This is a genomic window from Paenibacillus sp. LX16 (genome assembly GCF_036252815.1).
GTDB lineage: Bacteria > Bacillota > Bacilli > Paenibacillales > Paenibacillaceae > Paenibacillus > Paenibacillus polymyxa_B.
Map to the genome: position 1 here is coordinate 1,709,170 of NZ_CP141152.1, position 26,616 is coordinate 1,735,785.

The 26,616-nt window shown below is 43.9% G+C and carries 22 protein-coding genes and 1 pseudogene; 18 read left to right on the forward strand and 5 right to left on the reverse strand.

From position 1 onward, the window contains the following. Window position 1 precedes the first annotated feature (1 nt). The 3 genes from T3H97_RS07840 to T3H97_RS07850 all read left to right on the forward strand — a co-directional run bounded on the left by T3H97_RS07840 (window position 2) and on the right by T3H97_RS07850 (window position 3,572). A complete protein-coding gene (locus T3H97_RS07840) occupies window positions 2–688 on the forward strand; it encodes a response regulator transcription factor (RefSeq protein ID WP_328802193.1) in 687 nt (228 codons plus the stop codon). After that, window positions 685–2,268 carry a sensor histidine kinase gene (locus T3H97_RS07845; RefSeq protein ID WP_328802194.1) on the forward strand — a complete coding sequence of 528 codons (1,584 nt, stop codon included), beginning with the start codon at window positions 685–687 and terminating at the stop codon, window positions 2,266–2,268. Before T3H97_RS07840 ends, T3H97_RS07845 begins: the two co-directional genes overlap by 4 nt. Before the next feature lie 122 nt (window positions 2,269–2,390). Next, entirely contained in the window at window positions 2,391–3,572 is a 1,182-nt protein-coding gene (locus T3H97_RS07850; RefSeq protein ID WP_328802195.1) for a WD40 repeat domain-containing protein, read from the forward strand. Between the two features lie 69 nt (window positions 3,573–3,641). Here T3H97_RS07850 and T3H97_RS07855 read toward each other — a convergent pair whose 3' ends face one another. Together T3H97_RS07855 and yhbH are read right to left on the reverse strand one after the other, a co-directional pair. Beyond that, complete coding sequence (locus T3H97_RS07855) at window positions 3,642–5,084, reverse strand: SpoVR family protein (protein ID WP_328802196.1); 1,443 nt, start codon at window positions 5,082–5,084, stop codon at window positions 3,642–3,644. Further along, window positions 5,081–6,247, reverse strand: coding sequence for a sporulation protein YhbH (yhbH, locus tag T3H97_RS07860; protein WP_023987828.1), 1,167 nt, complete (start codon window positions 6,245–6,247; stop codon window positions 5,081–5,083). Before yhbH ends, T3H97_RS07855 begins: the two co-directional genes overlap by 4 nt. Window positions 6,248–6,411: 164 nt before the next feature. Between yhbH and T3H97_RS07865 the strand changes: the two genes are divergently transcribed. The 6 genes from T3H97_RS07865 to T3H97_RS07890 all read left to right on the forward strand — a co-directional run bounded on the left by T3H97_RS07865 (window position 6,412) and on the right by T3H97_RS07890 (window position 11,932). Next, window positions 6,412–7,131 carry a response regulator transcription factor gene (locus T3H97_RS07865; protein WP_328802197.1) on the forward strand — a complete coding sequence of 240 codons (720 nt, stop codon included), beginning with the start codon at window positions 6,412–6,414 and terminating at the stop codon, window positions 7,129–7,131. Next, on the forward strand, window positions 7,128–8,198 hold the full coding sequence (locus T3H97_RS07870) for a sensor histidine kinase (protein ID WP_328802198.1): 1,071 nt from the start codon (window positions 7,128–7,130) through the stop codon (window positions 8,196–8,198). Before T3H97_RS07865 ends, T3H97_RS07870 begins: the two co-directional genes overlap by 4 nt. A gap of 129 nt (window positions 8,199–8,327) precedes the next feature. Then, the gene (locus T3H97_RS07875) at window positions 8,328–9,251 is read left to right on the forward strand and encodes an ABC transporter ATP-binding protein (protein ID WP_190298922.1); all 924 of its coding nucleotides are present in this window, start codon (window positions 8,328–8,330) and stop codon (window positions 9,249–9,251) included. Continuing rightward, window positions 9,248–9,955: an ABC transporter permease gene (locus T3H97_RS07880; protein ID WP_134903595.1), complete on the forward strand. Its 708-nt coding sequence runs from the start codon at window positions 9,248–9,250 to the stop codon at window positions 9,953–9,955. Before T3H97_RS07875 ends, T3H97_RS07880 begins: the two co-directional genes overlap by 4 nt. Window positions 9,956–9,969: 14 nt before the next feature. Then, the gene (locus tag T3H97_RS07885) at window positions 9,970–10,704 is read left to right on the forward strand and encodes an ABC transporter permease (protein WP_328802199.1); all 735 of its coding nucleotides are present in this window, start codon (window positions 9,970–9,972) and stop codon (window positions 10,702–10,704) included. 304 nt (window positions 10,705–11,008) lie between these two features. Further along, window positions 11,009–11,932 (forward strand): ABC transporter ATP-binding protein, encoded by a 924-nt coding sequence (locus T3H97_RS07890; protein WP_328802200.1) that lies wholly within the window; start codon window positions 11,009–11,011, stop codon window positions 11,930–11,932. Between the two features lie 43 nt (window positions 11,933–11,975). Here T3H97_RS07890 and T3H97_RS07895 read toward each other — a convergent pair whose 3' ends face one another. Both T3H97_RS07895 and T3H97_RS07900 read right to left on the reverse strand, forming a co-directional pair. Further along, window positions 11,976–12,299, reverse strand: a complete 324-nt coding sequence (locus T3H97_RS07895; protein WP_039269810.1) for an AzlD domain-containing protein — start codon at window positions 12,297–12,299, stop codon at window positions 11,976–11,978. After that, complete coding sequence (locus T3H97_RS07900; protein WP_250244201.1) at window positions 12,296–13,021, reverse strand: AzlC family ABC transporter permease; 726 nt, start codon at window positions 13,019–13,021, stop codon at window positions 12,296–12,298. The genes T3H97_RS07895 and T3H97_RS07900 overlap by 4 nt, the downstream gene beginning before the upstream one ends. Window positions 13,022–13,475: 454 nt before the next feature. On the opposite strand from T3H97_RS07900, the gene T3H97_RS07905 reads away from it, so the two are divergent. Continuing rightward, a complete protein-coding gene (locus T3H97_RS07905; RefSeq protein WP_328802201.1) occupies window positions 13,476–14,444 on the forward strand; it encodes a LacI family DNA-binding transcriptional regulator in 969 nt (322 codons plus the stop codon). Between the two features lie 220 nt (window positions 14,445–14,664). On the opposite strand, the gene rpoN is transcribed toward T3H97_RS07905, so the two are convergent. Continuing rightward, complete coding sequence (rpoN, locus tag T3H97_RS07910) at window positions 14,665–16,047, reverse strand: RNA polymerase factor sigma-54 (RefSeq protein ID WP_328802202.1); 1,383 nt, start codon at window positions 16,045–16,047, stop codon at window positions 14,665–14,667. A 275-nt stretch (window positions 16,048–16,322) separates the two neighbouring features. Between rpoN and T3H97_RS07915 the strand changes: the two genes are divergently transcribed. The 8 genes and pseudogenes from T3H97_RS07915 (at window position 16,323) to T3H97_RS07950 (ending at window position 26,519) form a co-directional block, all read left to right on the forward strand. After that, on the forward strand, window positions 16,323–17,144 hold the full coding sequence (locus T3H97_RS07915) for a Cof-type HAD-IIB family hydrolase (RefSeq protein WP_190298927.1): 822 nt from the start codon (window positions 16,323–16,325) through the stop codon (window positions 17,142–17,144). 49 nt (window positions 17,145–17,193) lie between these two features. After that, the gene (locus T3H97_RS07920) at window positions 17,194–19,974 is read left to right on the forward strand and encodes a sigma-54-dependent transcriptional regulator (RefSeq protein WP_328802203.1); all 2,781 of its coding nucleotides are present in this window, start codon (window positions 17,194–17,196) and stop codon (window positions 19,972–19,974) included. A 200-nt stretch (window positions 19,975–20,174) separates the two neighbouring features. Further along, window positions 20,175–20,594, forward strand: coding sequence for a PTS sugar transporter subunit IIA (locus tag T3H97_RS07925; protein ID WP_250272392.1), 420 nt, complete (start codon window positions 20,175–20,177; stop codon window positions 20,592–20,594). A gap of 1 nt (window position 20,595) precedes the next feature. Beyond that, window positions 20,596–21,078, forward strand: a complete 483-nt coding sequence (locus tag T3H97_RS07930; RefSeq protein WP_272640278.1) for a mannose/fructose/sorbose PTS transporter subunit IIB — start codon at window positions 20,596–20,598, stop codon at window positions 21,076–21,078. A gap of 39 nt (window positions 21,079–21,117) precedes the next feature. Then, window positions 21,118–21,888, forward strand: coding sequence for a PTS mannose/fructose/sorbose transporter subunit IIC (locus T3H97_RS07935; protein ID WP_023988666.1), 771 nt, complete (start codon window positions 21,118–21,120; stop codon window positions 21,886–21,888). 28 nt (window positions 21,889–21,916) lie between these two features. After that, window positions 21,917–22,741 (forward strand): PTS mannose transporter subunit IID, encoded by an 825-nt coding sequence (gene manZ / locus T3H97_RS07940; protein ID WP_013309479.1) that lies wholly within the window; start codon window positions 21,917–21,919, stop codon window positions 22,739–22,741. A 184-nt stretch (window positions 22,742–22,925) separates the two neighbouring features. Next, window positions 22,926–23,546, forward strand: a pseudogene (locus tag T3H97_RS07945) (glycoside hydrolase family 32 protein); the annotation flags it as partial. A 645-nt stretch (window positions 23,547–24,191) separates the two neighbouring features. Further along, the gene (locus T3H97_RS07950) at window positions 24,192–26,519 is read left to right on the forward strand and encodes a glycoside hydrolase family 32 protein (protein ID WP_442955645.1); all 2,328 of its coding nucleotides are present in this window, start codon (window positions 24,192–24,194) and stop codon (window positions 26,517–26,519) included. Window positions 26,520–26,616: the final 97 nt, after the last annotated feature.

Here is a 26,616-nt window from a genome sequence, read left to right on the forward strand (position 1 = left end):
CATGGATAAAAAAATACTGATAGCGGACGATGAGGCGAGCATTCGGAATGCGCTAGCTTATGCGTTAAAGCGCGAGGGTTTTTTGGTGGAAACCGCCGTTGATGGGGAGGACGCCTTGGAAAAAGTGCGTTTGTTCCATCCGGATGTGCTCATACTGGATGTGATGATGCCCAAACTGGGCGGATATGAGGTGTGCCGCCGTTTGGAAAGTCGGAAGGGCATCGGTATTTTACTGCTGACGGCCAAAAACGATATCGTTGATAAGGTACTCGGGCTGGAGCTGGGTGCGGACGATTTTATGAGCAAACCGTTTGACCTGAGGGAGCTGCTCGCTCGTATTAAAGCATTGGTACGGAGACTGGAGCGAGAAGGAGCGCCTGCCCCGGAAGGAACAGAAGTGGTCTTCGGTCCATTACGGGTACGTCCGTCCAGCCGAACGGCTGAACTTGGAGCCATAGCGCTGGATCTGACCCCTAAGGAGTTTGATGTGCTGGCGCTGTTGGTGTCTCATGCCGGGAGGGTATATACACGGGACGAGCTGCTGGAGCAGGTATGGAGCTTCGATTATGTGGGCGGAACGCGTACGGTGGATATTCATATCCAGCGTTTGCGCAAGAAGCTTGAGCCACACCAGGCGATATTGCAGACCGTGTATGGTATCGGCTATAAGGCAGAGAAAATGACGTGAACGAACATCATTCACTCCATCAGCAAGGAAGCTTGCGGTCCACCGACCAACAGAAGCGCAAACGCAAACCTACAGGCTTGAGCCTGCGTTGGAAATTTCCGCTGGTACTGGCGGCTTTGCTGCTGTTTACTGTCGGTGTGCTGAGCTGGCTCGTGCTTACTGGTATTCGCGCTAACCAGACAGACCAAATGGAACGCAGCTTAAAACGTCAGGCCGAAATTGTAGAAATGCGTGTAAAACAGTCTTACCTGTTGGGAATGCGCCAATCACCTGAAGACTTTATGAAGAAGCAGGCACCTGGGCTCGCAGTGGAACTGGGCGTATCCAGTAATATGCGTGTTATTTTATATGATGGTCAGGGGCATGAGGTTGGCAATTCTCTACCGCTGGCTTTTAGAACAGATGTCAGCCAGGCGCTCTCCTATGCGATCCAAGGCAAAATTGCGTATATTACAGAAGGAAGCGCAATCACTTATTTAGCTCCACTTCAAGGTCCGGACGGCTTGCTGGGAGTGGTACAGCTTCACAGCTCAACAGAAGCGCAGCAGCAGTTCTACCGGGCTATTGCCCACTTGTTTCTATGGACGGGGGGCGCGGTGCTGGTATTGAGCTTTATTTTAGGTTTAGGTTATGTCAGCCGCCAGACAAGGGACATCGGACGACTGACTCGCGCTTCCGAACAGATATCAGCAGGGCATTATCCTGAAGCCAGACTGCTGCGGCGGCAGGATGAGCTGGGAAGACTGGATGAAGGAATGCTCCAAATGAGTCATGTGATCCAGAAGAGCATTACCGCGCTGGAAAACGAAAAGCTCCGGCTGGAAGAAGCGGTTCAGCGCTTGAGAGAGCTAGAGCAGCAGCAAAAATCTTTTATTGGAAATATCAGCCATGAACTAAAGACCCCATTAACCTCTATTCAAGCTTATGCTGATTTACTCGATATGTATGGGGATGATCCTGAACTGGTGCGTGAAGCGAGAGAAAGCATCAGTAAGGAAACAAAACGGTTGTACGAGCTTGTCGAGGACTCGCTGCGGCTATCTGTGCTGGATAAATATGATTTTGAATTGCATACGGAGGCTGTGGAACTGCATTCGTTACTGGAAGATGCAGGGAGTCGTATTCGAGGAAAAGCGGCAGCGCGTAGACTGAATTTTTCGATAGATACCGTTCCTACCCAGGTGTGGGGAGATCCTAAGCATCTAATGCATATTGTATTGAATTTGCTGGATAATGCAGTGAAATACAATCGGGACGGAGGCTGGATTACGTTATCGAATCGGGTAGAACAGGATACTGTGATGGTGTATATACGCAATTCCGGTCCATGGATTCCAAGGGAGCAATGGGACATGATTTTTGAGCCGTTTGCTACCTTAAGTCGTGATCGATCTCGTCAGGACAGCGGTACGGGACTCGGTCTTCCTCTGGCGCGCAGATTGGCGGAGCGCATGGGGGGAGAGTTGCAGCTTACAGCTTCAGATCATAGTGAGTTGGAAAATGGCAACGGCCATACGAATGAAAGTGGTAATGAATTTTCGCTTAGACTCCCCCTCTTGGTTCACGATAGCTCCCTGTAAACGGCCGATTGTTAGCACAGGGCTAGAATGGTGTCTTGTTTACAACTTGGAAACAATTCGATGTATTCATGAGATGTTCAGACATTAAACTGGGGGTATCGTTAACAAGGAGGCCGTTGTACATGATAAAGAAAAACATAGACAGCTATAGGCAAAAGAACGGCTCCTCTCATCGCGAAGATTCCCGTACAAGAGTTTTTAGACAGAAAGCCACGGGGGTGCTCATGACCGGCTTAATCGCTGGGGGATTGCTCAGTGGTTGCGGCATGAAGAGCGCAGGAGAGACAAATCCAGCATTCGGTATGAAACCGGGCCAACAGCTTACTGTGATTGACACGGATGCAGCCCAGAAGCAAGTAACGGACGAGCTGGTGGTATCGTCTATCGACAGGCTGGGGGATGTCTACGCAAGGTCTTGGCTGAGCGACGAAGAGCTGATTGTAGAGAGACAGACCAGGCTGTTGATTCATAATGTAAAGACAGGCAAGGAGCGGATTTTAACACCAGGTCGTAAGGCTCCACAGTTACTTGCTGTGGTATCACCGGATCAGCGCCATGTCTTTTTTACTGAAGGTAGCACCAGCAGCAAGTATGATATCCAGGGCTACATTTTGGAACTAAGCAGTGGTAAGGTTACATCGATTGGCAAGCTGGATATGACTAACGAAGTGAGCTGGAGCGATGAGAATGATCTCATTACAGGCAGACCGGATGGTAAAATCCAGCTGATTGGTCTGGACGACAAAGCTGAAGAATTAAGTTTTCAAGATCCGAATCGCTCTGAATTGATTTCTCATGTCGAAAAAGTGGGTAACGCCATATTTTATACAGGCAGTGATAAACAAGGGTATCCGGTGCTGAATCGGTTCACCCTCAATCATCCTCAGGCTATAACCATTGCAGAGGGTGCCATGTCCTTTGCCGTGTCGCCTGACGGTAAGTCTATTGCCATTGAAAAGCGGAAATGGAATACATCCGAACCAGCCCGTATGATCATTTTGGATGAACAGGGCAAAGAGAAAGGAATCGTCGGTCAAGGTACTTTAATGAGTCGTGGAAGCTGGTCCAGCGACGGGTCCAAGCTTGCTTTTTCCATTTATGATGAGGATCAGCAAGGCATGAGAGGGCTGTATGTGTTTGACCAGTCCACGGGTAAAACCACTCCGGTTACGACCGATATTCAATCCTATGACAGCCCAACGGTATGGAGCCCATCCGCACGGTTTTTATCCATGTACCAGAATATTTCGGAAGGTGGAAAACAGCTCAATCAAAGCTACATCGTCGAATTTAAGAGGAAGTAGTAAAAGGCGCATATCCGTTTGTTCGGAATGCGCCTTTTTAAATGTAGGCTGGCAATTGATTTTGTATGACTATACAAACTTGCGATGATGTTTTTTACCATCATATGAGAATAAGGCGAGCTTACCCTCAATCAAAGTTTCCAAATGAACGGTGCGCCCCCACAGCTGATATACATACGGAAGTGTGCGCTCCATATATTTTAAATCCAGCTCAATGCCTTCGTACTGGTGCTTGAGCTTCAACTCGCCCGTATGCAGGTAATCTCCATCCTCGACGACGATATAAGGTGAGCCTCCATTCACACGTGAAAACACGAGCTGATCTCGTATGTTTTCCCAAGATTTATCGGTGATTTTCCAATCGGGTCCCCGTTTCTCAAACACATACAGATCCAAATCCTCTGTCAGTTTCTTAGTCATGTAATTGCGTATAAAAGAGGTGTCTGAGTCAAACTCTCGTACCTCGAACATTTTAGCTCGACCCTCGCCCGGTTTGCGTCCTTGTCGCTCTTGCTCCTCACGGGTTGGGTTATCCCATCGTTTTTCAATATCCTCAAATATTTTCAGACCCAAATAGTACGGGTTCAGGCTTTGCTTGGAAGGCTGTACGACAGAAGCGTTCAGCATCGCAAATTCAACGGTTTCCTCCCCGGTCAAATCTAGTTCCCTTACAATCCGCTGGTGCCAATAGGAGGCCCAGCCTTCATTCATGATTTTGGTCTCCATTTGGGGCCAGAAATACAGCATTTCGTCCCGCAGCATCGTCATAATATCTCGCTGCCAGTCCTCCAGCACCTCCGAGAATTCCTGAATAAACCAGACGATATCTTTTTCAGGTTCCGGTGGGAACTTGCGTACCTTGACGCCCTCGGTCTCGGTCGGATCATGCTGCTTCGCTGTTTCCAGTGACCATAGATCATCGTAAGGCCCAGGAGGGCGCTGGCGTTTTCCAGGTTCTTTCTGCTCCCGGATTTTGAGCTCCATATAGCGTTGTTTATCCAGATGTCTGGGTTTGATGATCTGTGGATCCACATGTTCTTGTATCGCCAGTACAGAGTCAATGAAGGATTCCACAGCCTTTGAACCGTATTCCATTTCATAGCTGTTGATTCGATCTGCTGTGGCCGACATACTCTCCACCATATTGCGATTAGAAGCTGAAAAGCGAGCGTTGTGTTTGAAAAAATCACAGTGTGCCAGTACATGAGCGACAATTAGTTTATTTTGCACCAAAGAATTTCCTTCCAGCAGGAAGGCGTAGCAGGGATTGGAGTTAATGACCAGCTCATAGATTTTGCTCAATCCAAAATCGTACTGCATTTTCATCTTGTGAAAGGTTTTTCCGAAACTCCAGTGGCTGAAGCGCGTGGGCATACCATAGGCTCCGAACGTGTATACAATATCCGCCGGACAAATCTCATACCGCATCGGGTAGTAGTCGAGCCCGAATCCATCGGCAATTTCCATAATTTCTGATATCGCATATTCTAGCTCCTTCTGGTCGGTACTCATCCCACCGATCCCCCTTCCCGTTTACGAAAAAAGGTACGTAAGGCTTGGTATACCTCACCTTTTTCCTTGATCACATAGTACATAAACTGATCCTTTTTAATATTCTTGTAGGCTGACATCAGCGTGCTGCTGCGATTATATTGATTCACTTCTCCATAGCCGAACATATTGCTTCGCTTTATAAGTTCCTCGATTAGCTTCACACACCGCTCATTGTCCGAGGTCAGGTTATCGCCATCTGAGAAATGGAAGGGATAAATATTGTAGCTGGATGGAGGATATCGTTTGTCGATAATCTCTAGGGCTTTCAAATAAGCGGAAGAGCAGATCGTGCCGCCACTTTCTCCGCGGGTAAAAAATTCTTCCTCCGTAACCTCTTTAGCCTCGGTATGATGCGCGAGAAATACAATTTCCACCTTTTCATACTGACGGCGCAAAAAGCGGGTCATCCAGAAAAAGAAGCTACGAGCGCAATATTTTTCAAAAGAGCCCATCGAGCCTGATGTGTCCATCATGGCTATAATCACCGCGTTGGATTGGGGAATAGTCTTCTCTTCCCATGTTTTGTAACGAAGATCGTCCGGACTAATATGATGAATGCCCGGTTTCCCCTCACGGGCGTTGCGGCGCAGATTTTCGAGAATGGTTCGTTTCTTGTCAATGTTCGCTTGCATGCCTTTTTTGCGTATATCATTGAACACGATAGATTCAACCTCAATTTGATCCTTATCTTTTTGCTGTAAATTCGGTAATTCCATTTCCTCGAACAGCATATCTTCCAGTTCTTCTATGCTGACTTCCGTTTCCATAATATCGTGTCCCGGCTGGTCGCCGGCTTTCTCACCTTTACCAGGCTTCTGGGAGGCAGGATCACGTCCGATGACATCCCCCACCTGACTATCTCCATCCCCTTGGCCTACATGCTTTTGCTTTTGATAATTATAAATGAAGCGATATTCATCCAGACTGCGAATCGGCACTTTAATAATCTGTTGACCGTCCGACATAATAATATTTTCTTCCGTTATCAGATCGGGTAGATTTTGCTTAATGACATCTTTGACCTTCTGCTGATGACGTTGCTGGTCCTGGTACCCTTTGCGATGCAGCGACCAATCTTCGCGGGATACGACGAATGAATATGGCTGGCGTGGTTCCGGCATTATTAGGCACCCCCCAAGTGGATACACGGCACAGTTTGGCCTTGTTGGTTATTAAGTATATTCACGGGGATGAACGATATGTGATGGAACTCGATTTAAATTCTGCCCGTTTGCTTTTATAATGAAAGTAAAAAATGTAAAAAAAGAATGGAGAACATTGGGTTATGGAAGAAATTGCAGTACTTATAGTAGATGATGAGCAGGGGTTGCGGGATATGCTGACAACGGTGTTAAAAAAAGAAGGGTTCCTTCAAGTCAAGCATGCTGCAACAGGTCGGGAAGCGCTGCAAGTCGTGATGGAATCTCAAATGGATGTGATTGTACTTGATGTTATGCTGCCTGATAGCGATGGGTTTGAGGTGTGTCGTCAAATGCGTCTATATACGGATGCTCCTATTCTTTTTTTGACGGCAAGAGATACAGATCTGGACAAATTAATGGGGTTTGGTATTGGAGGGGACGATTATATTACCAAACCGTTTAACCCGCTGGAAGTCGTTGCCCGTATGAAAGCTCGAATGAAATATCGGAAAGTTTCGACAGTGGCCATGAAGCAGACCTTACGTACTTTAGATTTTGGATATTTCCGACTGGAACTGGAATCCGGTGTGTTGTTTGTGGGGGACAAGCAGGTCGAGTGTCCGGCACGTGAATGGCTACTGCTAGTATTTTTGTGCAAGCATCCTAACCGTATTTTCAGTGTACGGCAGCTTTACGAGGCGATATGGAGCGAGGCTTTCTTGGGTGATGAGAAGACCGTAGTGATTCATATCTCCCGTTTGCGGAAAAAAATAGAACCTGATCCCAAGCGCCCGCAATTTTTAATCAATGTAAGAGGGCTTGGTTATAAAATGATGTCAGTCAAGATGGGGGAGCAAGAATGAACTCTCTAGTTAAGATGTCCTTTCGTTTTATGAAAGTAACGTTATGCTTTGTACTGGCCTATGTCCTATGTTTTGTTATTTGCACGATCTTATATATTTTTATGAAAAGTATATTTGGAGCATCTCAAAATATAAATATTGATCTATTCTGGACAGGACTTGGTATCGTGCAGAGTGTTGTGTTCATAGCTGCCTACGGATGGTATATAGGCAAACCTTTGGTGTATGTAATTAAATGGATTGGAAATATTGCGACGGGGGAATTCCAAGCGCCGCTAAGTGAACTGGAACTGCCGGAGAGCAAAAAAAATCAGAAAAATAGTTATAAACCTCCGTATCAATTGTATAAAGAAGTTTTTGAACAAATGAACATCTTATCGGCTCAATTGCGCAGCAATGAGGAAGAGAGAGTGGAAATAGAGAAACGAAAACAGCAGTGGGTAGCAGGTGTAAGCCATGATCTCAAAACACCATTATCTTATATTGAAGGATATGCGGCCATGCTAACTGCTCAAGAGTATGACTGGTCTGATGAAGAAAGAAGAAGCTTTAGTATGAGTATCAGTGAGAAAGTGACTGAAATGAAGCAGTTGATTCAGGATTTGAATGCTTCTATGCAGCTTAAGGAAAGTCCATTGCCAATCCAATTGGAGAAGGAGGACATTGTGGAGTTTCTCCGTAGTGCAGTCATAGATATCGCTAACCATCCTTCGGCCGAGCAATACGAATTTTCTTTTACGTCCATGGAGGCGGCATGTATTATGCCCTTCGATAGCAAGTTATTAGGCAGAGCGCTGCAGAATTTTTTGATTAACGCAATCATTCATAATCCTCCAGGTACACACGTTTCCATGAAAGTAAACAAAGCGAACGATAAGCTTCATATTTCTATCGAAGATGACGGAATAGGAATGAATTCTAATAAGTTCATGCAGGTACCTCACTCCCAAGGGCATGGAATACCTATTGCCAAAAGCTTTATTGAAGCGCACAACGGAACGCTTCATATCCTTCCAGGCAGTAAAGCGGGTACAAGGATGGAGATTTCACTGCCGCTAAACATCTAATCTCACATTTTACAGTTTGCTCGATTTTTTTGCCTGTTGTTTAGGGACTGTTTACCTGATGTTTACTTTACTTTAGTAAACTGTGTGTAACTTAAGCTTCAGCATTAGAAGTCGAGAGGAGATCAGGAAATGTCTGAATATGTAATACATACACAGCAGCTAACTAGGCGTTTTGGAAAACGGGAATTTGTAAAACGAATAAATCTCCAGGTACCCGGACAGCAGATTTATGGATTTTTAGGACCTAATGGGGCAGGTAAAACAACCACGATTCGTATGCTACTTGGGCTGATTAAATCCACATCCGGAGAAATTGAGATTTTCGGGAAAAAGCTAAAGGATCAGCGTATGGAAATATTGAAGGATGTTGGCTCCTTGGTTGAATCACCTGCCTATTATGCCCATTTATCCGCATATCGAAATTTGGAAATCGTTACAACCATGCGTGGACTGCCGACCCGAAGAATTCATGAAGTGCTGGATTTAGTGAGATTAACGAAGGATGCGTATCGTCCGGTAAAGGGATATTCCTTGGGGATGCGACAAAGACTGGGGATTGCTATGGCGCTTATTGCCAACCCCAAATTATTGATACTAGATGAACCGACGAATGGTTTGGACCCGTCTGGTATTCAGGAAATTCGGGAGTTAATTATGAGCCTTCCTGGCGCTTACGGAATGACGGTACTGGTTTCGAGCCATTTATTAAGCGAAATTGAGCAGATTGCAACCTATGTAGGAATTATTAATCAGGGTGAAATGATTTTCCAGGGAACGATGAAGGAACTCACCGCCAAAAGCAAGCCTCAATTATTCATTGAAACCCCAGATCCTGTTCTGGCTGCCGGTGCACTGATTCAGCATGGATGGACAGCCGGAGCTGAATCGATTGAACAAAATGAGGTCGTGACTCCTATTGTAGATCGGCAACAATCTTCGGAGATGATCAAGGTGCTTGTGGAGCACAATCATCCCATTTATCGGGTCACAGAGAAGAAAAAAACCTTGGAGGAGATATTCCTGGAACTGACAGGTAAGGAGCGAAGCTTATGATACTCCGGGTTATAAAGGCAGAGGGGCTTAAGCTGAAGAAAATATGCTGGTGGATTCCTCTTATACAGGGGTGTGTACTTACAGGCATGACTGCCGTGGAATGGTATCTTTACTTTCGGCAAGGACCAGGGGGTGTCTATGCTGGTTTTGCCGTTATGTTTATGTTCCTTTCGTTTGTGATGCTGCTTGGCGGTACACTTTTGGCGAGCATTATGGCCGGTACAGAGCATGATACTCAAACATGGAAGCAGCTTATGGCCATGCCTGTTCCCAGAAGCCATATCTATTTATCCAAAATCGTATGGATCGTGATTCTGCAGTTGGGTACCGCCTTGATCACTGTAGCAGGTATGAGCCTCATCTGGGTGTTATATACAAACGAACCCATTCCTTGGCGGATCATGCTGTTACAGCCGATTAATGCAAGCTTGGCTACCCTACCAGTACTTGCAATTCAACTTTGGCTGTCTACGCTTTTCACTAATCAGGCATTCCCATTAGCGTTTGGTATATTCGGTTCTATTGCAAGCTTGTTTTTGGCACGCACAAGTATTCTGTGGATTAAAATATTGCCTTGGTCGTACCCTGCACTCTCAAGTCCTCTGATGAAGGAACACATGATTTGGGTGATCGTTGCTTTAAGTGCGGGAGTCATCTTTACGGGACTTGGTACATTACAGTTTACCAAGCATGAATTCAAATAGAGAGGAGAAGATACATGGGCTCTATTTTACGCGTAGAGACGATAAAGCTTCAATGGATCATGGTATGGATTCTCATTATATTAGATGCGGTCATAAATTCTTTAATGGGAGTCCTGGAGCTGAACGATTTGAAGCAGTTTTTTTCGCCCAGCTGGTTAACTTTATATACGTATTCAGCGCAATTTCACTCTATGTTTTTTTATCCGCTCTATTGTGGAATTATCGCTTCTCTTTTGTGTGCGTATGAGCATCGGGATGGAGGATGGAAGATTTTATTAAGCAGCCCGTATCCTCGTCAGCAAATTTATTATGCAAAATATATATTGCTCATTCTCATACTGGGTCTTGATCAGCTTATATTTATAGTAGGCTATTTTGTAAGCGGAAATATAGCAGGTGCTCCAGGAGAAATCCCTTGGTCTGTCGTTCTTTCAACCGGTTTGGGAGGGTGGATCGGGATTTTTCCCCTGGCAGCACTACAGCTTATGCTCTCGATAAAAATTCGGAATTTTGGAGCTTCTCTGGGAATGTCTATTTGTTGTGTGGTTCCTAATATTGTCATAACAGGCTTTCACTCTTCCATAGGTGCGTGGTTTCCTTTTACGATTCCTTATTATATTATGATGCCGCAAACAGCGAGTTATGCACCCCGAGTTGAGCCTTACAGTCTTGGATTGATTGTTATTTTTACGTTTTTAGCCTATCTGTATGGTGGGAGAAAGATGTTTGTGAATAGGGACTGGTTGTAGTTAGGATAGCGTGAGGATGTAATCCTCTCAGAAACACTTAATAAAATATGCTTCAACGTGCTCAGGGAGAGGCAGATTTTAGGCCGTTTGAAATATTTACTCAAATCCTTGCTATTATTAGCAGTGTTGTAACTTTATTTTCGACGGGTGCGATTCTCATTGCATGGAGATGGTGGGCATTCTTATTCATTTTTCTCATTCCATGCTTGTCCTTTTATTCTTTTTTGGGAACTTGGTGAGCTTAATTCAGGGTATCACGTTAACCCAGTCAACATCGCAGAGCATTGTACAAGGGATTTTAAGCTTGTGTCAAAATAATTTGTATATCAAGCAGCTATTTGACTTTTTGGATATGCCGGAAGAGGCAAAAATACAAAAAACGGTTCAGCAATTGCCTTTGTCCGCTATTCACAGTATTGAATTTCGGAATGTATCGTTTAGATACCCGAACACGGAGGAGAATGCCATTTCTAATGTTAGCTTCAAGCTTCAGCAAGGAGAGAAGCTGGCGATTGTAGGGAGAAATGGATCGGGTAAATCAACGATCGTGAAGTTACTAACTCATTTGTATTCCGATTATGAAGGAGAAATCTTAATTAATGGACACTCTATACATGAATTGGATAAAGACATTTTTAGAGAAAAGATAGGCGTTGTTTTTCAGGATTTTGTACATTATGAGATGGCTGTTAGGGATAATATAGGCTTTGGTAATGTGGCTTCCAGAGAAAATGATGAGGCTATTTGGACAGCTATAGATAAGGCGGGAATTACAGATTTGATAGTCGACCTGCCTGATAAAATGAATACCTTGCTTGGAAAATGGTTTGAAGATGGACAGCAGCTATCTGGAGGACAGTGGCAGCGTATTGCAATAGCCAGGGCTTTTATGAGAAATGCTGATATATATGTCTTGGATGAACCGAGCTCTTTTTTGGATCCACATGCGGAGAAAGAGGTTTTTCAAAAGTTTGATCAGCTTATTCATGAAAAAATTGGAGTGTTTATTTCACACAGATTGTCCTCCGCACGTATGGCGGATACCATTATTTTAATGGAGGAGGGCAGAATTGTAGAAGTAGGTAGCCATGAACGCTTAATGGATATAGACGGAGTGTATGCAGAAATGTTCAGGCTTCAAGCCTCCTCGTATCTTTCACAACGAGAACGTGGTTTTGAGGAAGAAGATCTGTCGCTCTCGTTAGTAAGGACGACAGGTGGGTCATAAGAAGATAAAAATACCCTCCTATTTCAGGAGGGTATTTTTATCTTCACCACAATAGTCGAACTACAGCCATACTCACAATACCGACAACGACGGTAGCCAGCAGGTTTTTGCTCCACAAGGCGGTCACTAGCGTAGGAAAGACAGCCATAAGCACTTGCCCATTAAGAGTGACTGAGGATTCGGTTCGGACGAGCAAATTCTCCATCACGAGGGCCGTGAATATGCAGATGGGAATATAGGAAAGCCATTGTAGCACTGGTTTGGGAAGCGCCAGCCTTTGCAGCACGACAAAGGGAATGATCCTTGGGATGGCTGTGACAATCATAGCACCGATAATGATATACAGGACATTGGGATTAATGCTCATTTGTCGGTTAACACTCCAATCGTTGCGGTGATCATGGTTGCTACAATGACGGCGATATGTGATGGCACCCACCAGGACAAAAGGTACATCAGAACAGCCATACATAGCACAAGCAGCAGACGATGCTTGAGTTTGGAGGTCTGGACACTTTGGAGCTGGGAAATAAGCAGGGCAAGGAACATCGCAGGCAAGGCAAAGTCCAGACCAAAAGCCTCCGGCCGGGATATCCAGTTCCCGAGAACCCCTCCCGCCACACAGGATGCAATCCAGGCGAGATAAGCTGTAATATTAAGCCCGTTCATCCAGCGGTCACTGACCTGCCCGCCTTTAGCCAATTTATCCGACGCTACTCCAAAGGATTCGTCCGTCAAAAGAGCGCCGATGCCTATGTTTTTCCACAATGAATATTTAGAAAAGTAAGGAGCCAGTGACGCACTTAACAGCAGATGACGAGCATTCACAATGAATGTCGTTAAAATAATGACGGATGGAGGACTCGCTGCAGCCAGCATCGAGCACATAATAAACTGAGAGGCTCCGGCGTATACAAGCGCCGACATGAAGGCAATTTCCATGGTGCTAACCCCTGATGAAGCACCCACAATGCCTGCCGCGAACCCAATACATACATAACCGAGCAATGTAGGAATACAATCTTTAACCCCATGTAAAAAGCTGAGTGAATCGGGCTTCGTTCCGCTCAACTCCGAAGCTATGGACATTTTAACCTTACCCCCAGTGTATAAATTTTATAATAGTATATAACGTAAGTTGTGAAGCATCAATATATTATACGTTTGTATGTTATATTGAGTAATGTCTATAGCCAGCCAATTAATATACAACTTCAATTAATTAATAAGGATTTTGCTAAAGTGAAGAAGGAACACGTCCCCGATGTATTAGTTTTTCGAGAAGGTAAGATGTCACATTTATATAAAGCCTGCACAGATTACTGTAATGATAAAGGTTGGAAGTATTCAGTCATTTATCCAACAACTCTGCCTTCTATAGTAAAAAGAAACTTGCAGTCTATTATGCACTACAAGCATCCGCGCTGGCGTTTCAGCCCGGTAGGGAAGATAAAAAGCTTCTGCGAAAAAAGAGCATCAACAAAATTGAAACGTTTCCATCTTAGTGTTATTATAATTCTCATAAGAGAGATGGGGGGGTTAAATGCCAAGTATTAGAGATGTAGCTAAGATAGCTGGTGTTGCTGTGGGAACGGTGTCCCGCGTTATTAACAACTCGGGCTCTGTAAAACCAGATACACGCAGAAAAGTGGAGGAAGCTATACAAGAACTGAATTATTTTCCTAATGAAGTCGCTCGAAATTTCAAGATGAGGAAATCCAAGATGGTAGCCTTGCTGCTTCCAAGTATTTGGCATCCTTTTTTTTCTGAACTGGCTTATTACATTGAGGATGAGTTGGATCGGGAAGGCTTTAAGCTCATGTTATGTAATAGCGGCGGCAAGCCCGAAAAGGAACTGTATTATCTGGATATGCTACGGCAAAACAAAGTGGCTGGTATTGTCGGCATTACTTACAATGATATAGAGAATAGCGTAAGCAATGACATTCCGATTGTAAGTATTGATAGGCACTTCAACAAAAAAATCACCTGTGTGACCTCCGATAATTATGAGGGAGGGCGTCTGGCTTTGAGGGAGCTTGTTAAAGTGGGAGCCCAGAAACCGGCTTTTATGGGAAGCGTCACTTCCGTTTTCAGTGAAACCATGAATCGGAGAAAAGGTTTCATTCATGAGGCGCAAACATTGGGAGTCGATTATGTAATCTACGAGAAGCCCGACCCTATAGTGGACGACGATGCCTATTTTAACGAGTTCCTAAATGAGCATCGCGATGTGGACGGCATTTTCGCTATTACCGATATGTTAGCCGCCAACTATATAGAAAGAGCACGCAGGCAGGGCATTCGCGTTCCAGAGGATGTAAAGGTTATCGGCTACGACGGGATTCAGGACCATCCTTATTTTCATCCGATATTGTCTACAATCAGACAGCCAGTGGAGGAGATGGCACGTATGACAATCAGACTGCTTTATAAGAAAATCGAAGGTGAAACTTTAGATCAGCAAGTGTATCGTCTCCCCGTTGTCTTTAAGCAAGGCGAAACTACATGATTTTATTGTGAAAATATTAGCTCATCCGGTCGATTCATAGTATGGATCTACTAACTGACGTTTTTCTTATAGCAAATTGGAAGCGTTTCAAAAGTGAAAACTTCCTAGTTCAAGAAAGGGGATGTAATGGTGAATTCAAGAACTAGCGAGTCGGATCATTCAGGATCAAGCCAAATTAAAAAATATGAAATCGGATCAAACGCGACTATTCCTTAAACATTCAAACTTCAAACTTTTTTCTTTTGGCAGAAGAAAGATATCTCAGTTCTTCCCGATATTTCGCCACGGTTCTGCGTGATAGATGCAAACCTTCCTTTCCCAGCAGGGTAGTAAGAGCCTGATCTGATAACGGTTTTTGCTTATCCTCATCATCTATCAAATTTTTGATACGCTTTTTTGCACTCTCCGATGAAGCCGCATCTCCGTCGGCTGACGTCAAGGAGGAAGTAAAGAAGAATTTGAGTTCGAACAATCCGCGAGGCGTCTGTATAAATTTATTACTGACCGCCCTGCTGACCGTGGATTCGTGTAAGCCCGTCTTATCGGCAATCTCCTTTTGGGTGATTGGTTTGAGGAGATACACGCCATGCTCCAAAAAATCCTGCTGCATTTCCACAATGGCCTTGGCAACCCGTAGAAGGGTCAGCCGACGTTGCTTCAGGCTATTGACCAGCCATTTTGCCGTATTTATCTTCTCATGTATAAAACGTTTGGTTTCACTATTCGGTAGATCTTGCATCATTTGCCGATAAAAAGGGTTGATCTCAACCCGCGGCGCACTGATGTCATTAATCAGGACAAGATATTCCCCGTTGGCTTTTTCGACCGTTATATCTGCTATGATGTATTGCTGCTCTTTATGAGCAAATGCTGCGCCCGGGCATGGATTTAGCTTGCGAATTCGATCGGCCATCTGTATAACCTCTCGCCTACCGATTTCAAGAGCATCCGCAATTTTTTGTATCCGATTATTCGCCAGATCGGCCAGATGGTTGCTTACCATTCTGACTATGCATTCATCATCCATGCCAGCAAGCTGGAGCTGGAGAAGAAGACACTCTTCCAAGCTGTAAGAGCCGATCCCCGGTGGATCAAAACTCTGTATCACCAAGAGCATATCCTCAATTTCGGCTATGGGAACGTCCAATAGTGAGGCGACTGTTGGAACATCAAGTTCTAAATATCCCATTTCGTTCAAATTGCCAATGAGGTACCGTGCCACCATACGCTGTGAATTTGTAAGCCCACATACCAGTCCAAGCTGCCTGTTCAGATGTTCAAACAGGGTATCATTCGGATTGGGGACAAAATCCAGAAATGTAATGGGGTTTGCTCGCTGGACCGATGGATATTTTTCTCCGCCACGATAATGTTCAAGCAGATCTCCTTGATCTTTCTGTGAAAACCGATCTGCTTCTTCTTTGATACTGCCTATGGACATATTAAACTCCGGCAAATCAATGACTGGATTATTGTTCGCCTGTTCATGCAGAAAGGATATTAAATCAGCTGAAGAATATTGCAAGATCGTGATTGCTTGTCGCAATTCAGGCGTCATAACCAGCTTGAATCCTTGTTCCTGTTGTAATCCATATCGTATCATTGACTTACTCAAACTCCTTTTCTGTACATTTCCGGTACAAATTCACAGTCAGTCATTTATGAAAGATCTACTTCTCTAAGCCTATGCAATTCTCCTGCCTAGATGTTAACGTTACCGAGTAATTTTATCTGATAGAAACGATTCATAAACAAGCCAAAGCTTGTCGTAATAAGTAACAAGTTATTATGTGTGTTGTATTTTTGGTTATATACACTATCTTTCTTGTATACTCATTCATTGAATAACAAAATACACTGGAGCTGGAGGAATCATTTATGGAAACTTATAAAATTGTCTGCATTGATATTGACGGGACGCTGCTTAACTCGGCGCATCAAATCACGGAAGCAACCAAAGAAACCATTCTCCAGGTTATAAATGATAAGCAGATTCCAGTGGTTCTTGTCTCTGCGCGAATGCCAAAAGCAATTATTCCATTGCAGAAGCATCTTGGTATTTCTGAGCCTCTCATATGCTACAGTGGGGCACTTGTTATAGATAAACACGGGAACAAGCTGAACACCCGTTATATAGATAAGAAAATGACACAGCGTTTGCTTGATAGCCTGGCTGCCTATGATCTTCACGTAAGCCTGTATAAGGATGATGAGTGGTATATTGAGCAATTGGATGCATGGGCGCTTCAAGAACGTGACATCACCAATATCGAGCCTCGCATTTATAGTTTTTCTAAGCTTACCAATGGTTGGAGGGAAGAGACTGATGGAACCAGTAAAATTTTGTGCATGGGTGATCCCGAAGAGATCAGACGCGTCCTTCAAGTATTGCGACCCGTATACGGCGAAGAAGTAAATCTCTACTTATCCAAGCCTACTTATCTGGAAATTATGTCAAAAAAGGCTTCCAAAACGGCAGCCATTCAAATTCTGCTAAAAGAGTACCAACTGAAACAAAGCGATTGTCTGGCTATGGGTGACAACTACAATGATATCGACATGCTGGCCTTTGCGGGACTTGGCATTGCCATGGAAAATGCTCCCCTTGAGGTCAAAGCTGCTGCCAACACCGTTACTCTCTCGAATGACGAGGATGGAGTAGCTCATGCGCTGAAAAACCATATTCTGTTCCCTAAATAAGCAGGTTGAAATCAATTTCCAATGACTGATTCAGGCTGGAGGAATACAGGTGAAACGAATAGATAAGATTTTAGAGTATATTGCCGAAAGCACCAAGAAAATTTCCAAAGAGGCTTTATTTGCGGGGGAAGGGATTACGGCTGCGGAAATTGCTGATGATCAAAAGATGTTGAGAAACAATGTGAGCAAAGAGTTGAATAATCTGCTGCGTGACGATCTAATCCTTAAAATCAAAGGAAGACCGGTCAGATTTCTGCACAAGCAGATTATCGAGGACACCTTTCGGGTTCGGCTGAAAGAGAAACAAATTGAGGTCAAAAGCATCAAAGAGGTATTGCTGCCTGACGAACAGATCGATCCGTTCCATGCCTTGATCGGTTTCAGGGGCAGCATGCGTAACCAGGTTGAGCAGGGGAAGGCAGCGATTCTGTATCCTCCTAGAGGTCTGCATACCCTGATAGTCGGGCAAACGGGTGTTGGAAAAACTATGTTTGCCAGGTTGATGTACCATTATGGCAAGTATATGAAGCGGTTTTCAGAGCATGCGCCATTTATCGTTTTTAACTGCGCTGATTATTTCAATAACCCCCACTTGCTACTTTCCCACATCTTTGGTCACGTTAAAGGGGCGTTTACAGGCGCTGATCATGAAAAAGCAGGGCTGGTGGAGAAAGCTGACGGAGGCATCCTGTTTTTAGATGAGATTCACCGTTTACCCCCGGAAGGCCAGGAAATGATTTTCTATTTCATGGATACTCACACCTATAACAAATTGGGCGAAACGGATCGAAAAAGAGATGCGAGTGTGTTATTGATTGGAGCTACGACGGAGGATCCCGGATCATCCATGCTGAAAACCTTCATTAGGCGCATACCCATCACAATCAATATCCCTTCCCTTCAGGAACGTGCTATTGAGGAGCAAATGCTGATTTTGAAGCATTTGTTTGCTAACGAGGCCAATAGGGTAAACAAGCCGATTAGGATTGAATCAGAGGTAGTAAGAGCACTGATTGGCAGCGTCACCTACGGCAATATCGGCCAGTTAAAGTCAAACATCCAGCTGGTATGCGCTAAAGGGTTTTTAAACAGCATACATGAAAACAAAGATGAAATAGGACTTGATTTTAAAAACCTGCCGGGAAATATCCGAGATGGTTTGTTTAATATTGATAAAACGCAATATAAGATGAAGGAAATGGGATGTATTTCCTCATGCCTATACATTACTCCAGAAGGAAGAAAAGCTTTGGATGAAGAGGTTGTTTCCGAGCTGCCGTTTAACCTTTACAAACTAATTGAAGACAAGATTGGCATGCTGAAGGAAGAAGGGCTCGACGACGTCTACATCCACAGATTTATTGCTACGGATGTCAATATCCATATTAAAAGCTTTTATAACCGTTTTTATAACACCAAGGGGAGCAGGGAACGAATTCTGAAAATTGTGGACAAAGACATCCTCGAATTCTCCGAGCAGATTAAGGAAATGGCCAAAAAGGAACTAAACCGAATTTACAGCGAGAGATTCGTGTATGCTTTCAGTCTTCATTTAAGCGCCTTTTTCAAGCGCACCAGAGAGAAAAAATACGGTGATGCACGAATCTATGAACCGATGAATGACCATGATGAAGAGTACAGACTGGCCCAGACTATCAAAAGTTTGATCGAATCTAAGTTCGGTGTACATGTACCGGAGGCCGAAATAACTTATATGGCGATTCTTCTGAAATCTGTCGAGGAGGAACGACAGGGTAGTGTGGGAATTATTGTGGCAGCACACGGTACCAGTACAGCGAGCAGCATCGTCGGCGTCGTAGACAGCTTGCTGGGCAGTTCTAATCTTTGCGCTGTTGATATGCCCCTCGATGTCAGTCCTAGGGAAATTTTGGATCTTATTATCGATAAAGTAAAGAGCATTGACCGTGGTAGAGGCGTGTTGCTGCTGGTTGATATGGGCTCTTTGCTCAATCTTGAAGAAACTATTATGGAACGTGTTGGAATCAATGTAAAGACCATTGATATGGTTTCAACTCCGCTCACGCTGGAGGCTGTCCGAAAGGCCAGTGTTTTTGACATGGGGATAGAGGAGATATACCAATCGCTAAAGGATTTCAGGGGATATAACAATAGCAGCGCCGCAGTGAAAGTAGTTCATAAGGCAATTGTGACGGTTTGCTCCTCCGGCAAAGGTGCAGCGGTTAAATTGAAAGAGTTTGTAGAGAAAATTGTCTGCGATTTGACGGATGAGGAAATACTGGTTGTCCCGGCAAACGTAAGGGAGTTGGATAAAGTGGTCCAGGATATGAGGTCTAAGCGAACAATTCTTGCCGTGATTGGAGTGAAACGGCCAAGCGAGCCGGAAATTCCGTTTATTCCCTTGGAAAAGCTGATTGAAGCAAGCGGTGAGCAGACATTGAGAGAGCTACTGCTGAATAACAAACAGATCCCTGCTGTGGATCAAAGTGTAGTCGTCAGGGAGTTATGCGAGGAAAGTCTGAAAGAATTTATGACTTATTTGAATCCCCACAAAATTCTGGGAATGCTGATGAGATTTGTGCAAGAGCTGGAACTTGGATTGGGAGTCAAATTTGATTATGCAACAAAAGTCCAAATTTCTACTCACACAGCTTATGCGCTGGAACGCATGGTTATTCGCGATGGACTTGTTTATCAGGGGGAAGTGAAAAAGCTCGACCAGCGCATACTTGAGGTGGTAAACCGTTCATGCAACATATTTGTCTCTGGTATGAATCTTATACTTTCTGATGACGAAAAATATTATATTTGCGAAATGTTGAGCGAAGTATATAACTTTATTCCACAGTAATGGCCAAAGAGTATAAAACGCTTTCATATGTGTATGAAAGCAGCGGGGATTGATAAATAATGATCTATTCAGACTGGAAAAAACCTCCGACGCAACGGGGGTTTTTTGTTGTTTATAAAATTTCCTCTGATCTATACAGATGTTTGGCACAGAACTTGCATTATAGATATATGTGGAGAGAAACAAAGGGGGTGAGACAGATGATCGGTGTAATTGTTGGGACACACGGGAAATTTTCTGAAGAAATACTGAGGTCAACAGAAATGGTTTTCGGCCAATTGGATAATGTGGCAGGGGTTACGTTTGAACCAGGTGAAAGTGTCAGCGGACTTGTAGAGAAATATAAGGCTGCGTTGGCATCGCTGGATTGGACGGACGGTGTTATCTTCCTTGTTGATCTATTCGGCGGCAGTCCTTATAATGCTGCCAGCCGAATTGCGGTTAACCATGAAAAAATGGATATTGTGACAGGAGTAAACCTGCCAATGATCGTTGACCTTCTTGCAAACAGAGGAATGGAACAAGTGGAGAATTTGGTGAAACTAGCGATCCATGCGGGGCACGATTCCATGATGTCTTTCCGTGCCATTCGAAACAGTCAATCAGAGGAGGAATTATAGAATGGAAATTGCATTAGTTCGTATTGATGACCGTCTGATTCACGGTCAGGTGGCGACCGTTTGGGTGAAAGAAGCGAAGTGCAACAAGATTATCGCTGTTAGCGATGAAGTCGCAGCGGATACATTACGCAAAACCTTATTGCTTCAGGTGTCGCCGCCTGGAATTAAGGCGTATGTCGTAACGATTAACAAAGCGGTAGAGGCTTATAATAACCCCAAATACAGTGATTTTAAAACATTGTTTCTTTTTACCAACCCTACAGATGTGCTGCGGGTTGTGGAAGGGGGAGTACCCATCCGCTCGGTGAATGTTGGAGGAATGTGTTTTAAGGAAGGAAAGACACAGATTACCGGGGCGGTATCCGTAAACCAACAGGATGTAGATGCATTTCGTAAGCTGCATGAAAAAGGCATTGAGCTGGAAATCAGAAAAGTAGCCAGTGATCCGAAAATCAACTTGATTACCAAACTGCAGGATTTGTGATCGTAAATACCAGGTGGCAACTAGAGAGGAGTTATAGAAATGACTGTTTTTCAAATTGTGATGGTAACACTGGTAGCGGCCATATGTGGCATGGGTAGCGTTCTGGATGAAGGGCAAACCCATCGTCCTCTGATTGCGTGTACGTTGATTGGTCTTGTCCTTGGCGATCTCAAAACTGGCATTATACTTGGCGGTACTCTGGAATTAATGGCTTTGGGATGGATGAATGTAGGAGCATCCATGGCACCAGATGCTGCTCTAGCCAGCGTGGTTTCAACCATTTTGGTCATCGTCGGCCATCAATCGATCGGCGCCGGAATTGCCGTTGCGATTCCAATTGCAGCCGCCGGACAAGTGCTTACCATTTTTGTCAGGACGATTACTGTCTTCTTCCAGCATTTAGCTGATAAGTATGCGGAATCTGCAAATTTCAAAGGAATTGAGCTATGTCACTTTATTGCCTTACTTTTGCAAGGTCTGCGCGTTGCTTTGCCCGCTGTTTTGGTGGCAGTTGCCGCAGAAACAGGCCTGGTGACTGCTATGCTTAACGCAATTCCGGAGGTTATCACAAGAGGACTACAAATTGCGGGCGGCTTTATCGTAGTCGTAGGGTATGCGATGGTCATTAATATGATGGCAGCCAAATACCTCATGCCATTCTTCTTTCTGGGCTTTGTCATTGCAGCTTTTACCAGCATTAATCTGGTTGGTTTTGGGGTCATTGGCGCGGTTCTGGCTCTGCTTTACATCCAGCTGAGTCCAAAATACAACCAGCGTAATGAGAAGATGGAAGAAATCGAAGAGTTATAGTAACTACCTGAAGGGAGAGGAGAGCACTATGAAAGAAAAGAAGCTGACTAAAAGTGATTTAAATAAGATGTTTGTCCGTTCATGCTTCCTGTTAGGCTCGTTCAATTTTGAGCGAATGCAGTCGATCGGTTTCTGTGTCACCTTGATCCCTGCGATTAAGCGGCTGTACAGCAAGAAAGAAGATCAAAAAGAGGCATTGAAAAGACATCTGGAATTTTTCAACACTCAACCGTTTATCTCGGCGCCTATTATGGGTGTAACGGCTGCGATGGAAGAGCAGAAAGCAAGCGGCCAGCCGATTGACAATGCAACCATAAGTGGAGTCAAAGTCGGTTTAATGGGACCTCTTGCGGGAGTGGGTGACCCCATTTACTGGGGGACTTTACGTCCGGTTCTGGCTGCACTCGGAGCCTCAATCGCCTTATCCGGCAGCCTTGTCGGACCGGTTCTTTTCTTCCTTCTCTTTAACACTGCACGCTTGGCAACGAAATGGTACGGTCTGAAATACGGTTATCACAAAGGTACGGAGATTGTCTCCGATATGTCGGGAAACCGGTTGCAAAAACTCACGGAGTCAGCCTCCATACTGGGGCTTTTCGTTATGGGCGCACTTGTTTCCAAATGGACCACCCTGAATGTGCCGCTGGTGGTATCAAGATATGTGGGAACGGATGGAAAAGAGGTTATTACGACCGTTCAGATGATTTTGGATCAATTGATGCCTGGACTTTTACCACTATTATTGACCTTCTTATGTATGAGGCTACTGAAAAAGAAAGTGAACGCAATCGCTCTGATTTTTGCTTTATTTGCAGTAGGCATTATTGGGTACGCATTTGGTGTTTTGGCTTAAAACGTGCCGGTCAGGGAGTCATCCTTGGCCGGACTTTGTCGGGTTTTTGTGACCAAAACAGCGTAAACATAAGATATTGAGTTATAGAGATAAATGTAAACGCTTTATTTGTGATGTTAAGAATAACACTAGGTGTTCAAAATATTAAAAGAGGATGTGAAAGATGGTGAAGAGGAAGTTAAGTATGCTGCTTATTTGCTTTATGGTATTTAGTTTACCGTTAACTCCCGCCTTTGCAGCTGATCTTGGTTATTACGATGAACCTTACCGTAATCAGATTCATTTTTCGCCTGAGGCTAACTGGATGAACGACCCGAATGGAATGGTTTATTATAAGGGTGAATATCATCTTTTTTACCAGTATCATCCTTATGGAACGAAATGGGGACCGATTCATTGGGGGCATGCGGTGAGCAAAGACCTTATCCATTGGAAACATTTACCGATTGCGTTATATCCAGATGAAAACGGTCAGATTTTCTCGGGAAGTGCTGTGATCGATTGGAACAATACTGCAGGGTTCGGAAAAGAAGCGATGGTTGCGATCTTTACTCATTCCGGGGATAACGGCCAGGTTCAAAGCATTGCATACAGCTTAGATAGAGGCAGAACCTGGACCAAGTATGAAGGAAATCCGGTAATGCCGGATCCCCCGATATCGGATTGGCGAGACCCTAAAGTATTCTGGCATGAAGACTCCAGACAATGGGTGATGTCTTTGGCCGCAGCGAATAAAGTAATGTTGTATACTTCACCCAATTTAAAAGAGTGGACCTATGCAAGCGAATTTGGTGAAGACAACGGAATACAGGCCAATAGTCTGGATACCACTTCGTACGCTATGTCTTCACAGGAAGGTGGTTCATTCACCTATGAGGGAGATATTACCCTTAATAAAAAGAATGGCCGGGAAGGCTCAGGAGGTCTGGTTTTTCGTGCTGACAAGAATGCGAAAAACGGTTATGTCGTCAGCCTGGATGCCAAAAATGATGTCGTTACTTTAAATAAGAATGTCGATGGATCGAATACAGAAATTGCAAGCAAGTCTTTAACTCTAGGAACCTCATCAACTTACAACGTGCAGGTAGACGTATATGGTCATGACATTCAGGTGTTTGTAGATGATCAGTCTGTAATTAAAGAAACGGATACTGAATTTGATTATGGTTATTACGGTCTGACCGCCTGGAATTCAACAGCTTCCTTCCGAAATGTGAGTTTCAAGAACACCTCTAACTTTGCAACCAATCTATCTAATTGGACAGCTGTAACCGGCCGGTGGGAAGATACCATGGAGGGGAAAAGCGGTACATCTGCAGATGATGCTTTTATCATAAGTGGTAAGACTGGGGACAACTTTATATATAATGCGAATATAGATTTGTCAGAGGGAGGAGATGAAACAGGATCACTTGTTTTCCGGACGGATGCTGATGCGAAAAATGGATATATGGCGAGTATCGATGCTTTAAACGATAAAGTGAAAATTGTGAAAATGGAAGACGGGAATAGAACGGTTCTGGCTGAAACCACAGTAACGCTGGATACTTATCAAAGCCATGATTTAAAAGTGAGCACATTTGGAACAAATATAAAGATGTATCTGGACGGAAATCTCATTCATGATATCGATGATGCAACCTTCCTGTCCGGCCATTTTGGATTACATCTTTTGCACTCTTCTGCGATATTTCAGGATGTTCAACTGGGTAGAAATATCATGACCGATGAGAAAGAAATCACCAATCATGATTTTGAAACAGGCGATTTAACCGGATGGACGGTGACCCAGGGCGATCCTTTTTCGGATGATCATGTATCCAGTGAAGCGACTTATTGGGGTGGACCCTTCGGACATGAGGGGAATTATCACTTGTGGGGATATTCCAAGCTTCACGAGGGAGATGAAGCAACAGGTGAACTGCATTCCTCCTATTTTAAATTAAGCGGATCCGGTGAAATCAATCTGTTACTAGGAGCAGGCGATGATGGCGACAATACCTATGTATCATTGGTCAGAGCAGCCGACGATCAAGAATTGATCCGCCAGGCCAATATAAAATTTAATGAAGAAAAATATTCAAAATACGTATGGGACGCGTCCAAATATATTGGTGAAGTGTTATATATCAAGGTAGTAGACCATGCCAAAGATGGTTACGGTCATATAAATGTTGATGATGTTAATGTTTATAATGAAGGGACCATATCGAATAAAGTTGACCAGGTTGCAAAAGAGCCGGAGAAAACAGATATGAAACAAAGCGGACTCCTCACAGATTGGTCCGCTGTTTCTGGACAGTGGATTCCTTCCACAAACGGCAGCATCGGAGGAGTATGGGAATGTCCTACGTTAGTCGAATTGCCGGTTGATGGCGACCCTTCAAAAAGAAAGTGGGTCCTACAGGTAAGTATAAATGATGGTGCTCCGGCAGGCGGATCGGGCATGCAGTATTTTGTAGGCAGCTTTGACGGTAAGACGTTTAAAAATGAAAATACTTCCGATAAAGTGTTATGGACTGACTATGGCGCTGATTTTTATGCTGCTGTGGATTGGAGTGGAGTAGAAGGGAAGAATGGTGAGAAATATTGGCTTGGCTGGATGAGTAATTGGCAGTATGCCAACGATACACCCACCTCAACGTGGAGAAGTTCAACAACACTGCCGCGGAAGATGGAGCTCACTCAAACCGCAGAGGGTTTACGTTTAAAACAAACCCCTATTTCCCTAAAAAGCATTCGCGACAGAGGGGATCGTATTTCGTATACAAATAAAATCATATCGGGTAACAGTCGTCTTCTTTCTAATTTATCAGAAGATACATTTGAAATGATCGCTTTGTTTGATGTAACGGATACTAAGGCAACAGAATTTGGCTTCAAAATCCGTGAAGGAAGTGAGCAATATACTACTGTCGGTTATGATGTCTACAACGAGCAATTATTCGTTGATCGGACTCATTCAGGAAATTTTGATTACGGAAGTAATGTAGTTGGCAAGCATGATGGACCATTACATGCTAAGAACGGCACGATTAAATTGCAAGTTATTGTTGACAGATCAGCTGTAGAGGTGTTCGGTGATGATGGTACGACAGTGATTACCGATCAGATATTCGCAGATTCTGCAAGCAAAGGATTAACAATTTATAGTAAGGACGGAAATGTAAAGCTGAAATCTTTGCACCTATATCCTCTAAAGAGTGTATGGAAAGAAAAGGACTCTTCTTTTAAATCCAACTTATCAGGTTGGACCGCCGTTAACGGGAAGTGGGCCGACACCATACATGGAAAACAGGGACAGAGTAAGGGAGATGCTTTTATAGTATCAAAAGTGACCGGCAGGAATTTTGTATATGAAGCCAATATAAACGTGCCAGATACAGATTCCCACCCCGGTGATTCTGAAAAAGATTTGATAGACAACTCCATTGGAGCAGGTTCGTTGGTTTTTCGTTCTGACTTAACAGCAAAGAATTTGTATGCAGCAAATGTGGATATAAAAAATAATATTGTAAAATTAATTAAATTTGTTGATGGAACCGGATATGAAATTGCGACATATAACAATGATGAAAAACTGGATTTACAGCCAAATACAGATTATCATCTCAAAGTAGAAGTACAAGACGATATCACTAAGGTTTATTTGAACAATAAGTTAGTTATCGACACAAAAGATCAAACTTATAAGGAAGGACGCTTTGGTCTCAATGTATGGGATACAACGGCCTTTTTTAATGAAGTTAAAGTGAAACTAAAACATAAAGATGAATGATTAAAGTTGAGTAAATAATGATTTTTGTATCTCTATGAGTTTAGTTTGTGTCGCCGCACAGCGACACAAAGTTTCCAAGCAAAACTATCCTAATAAA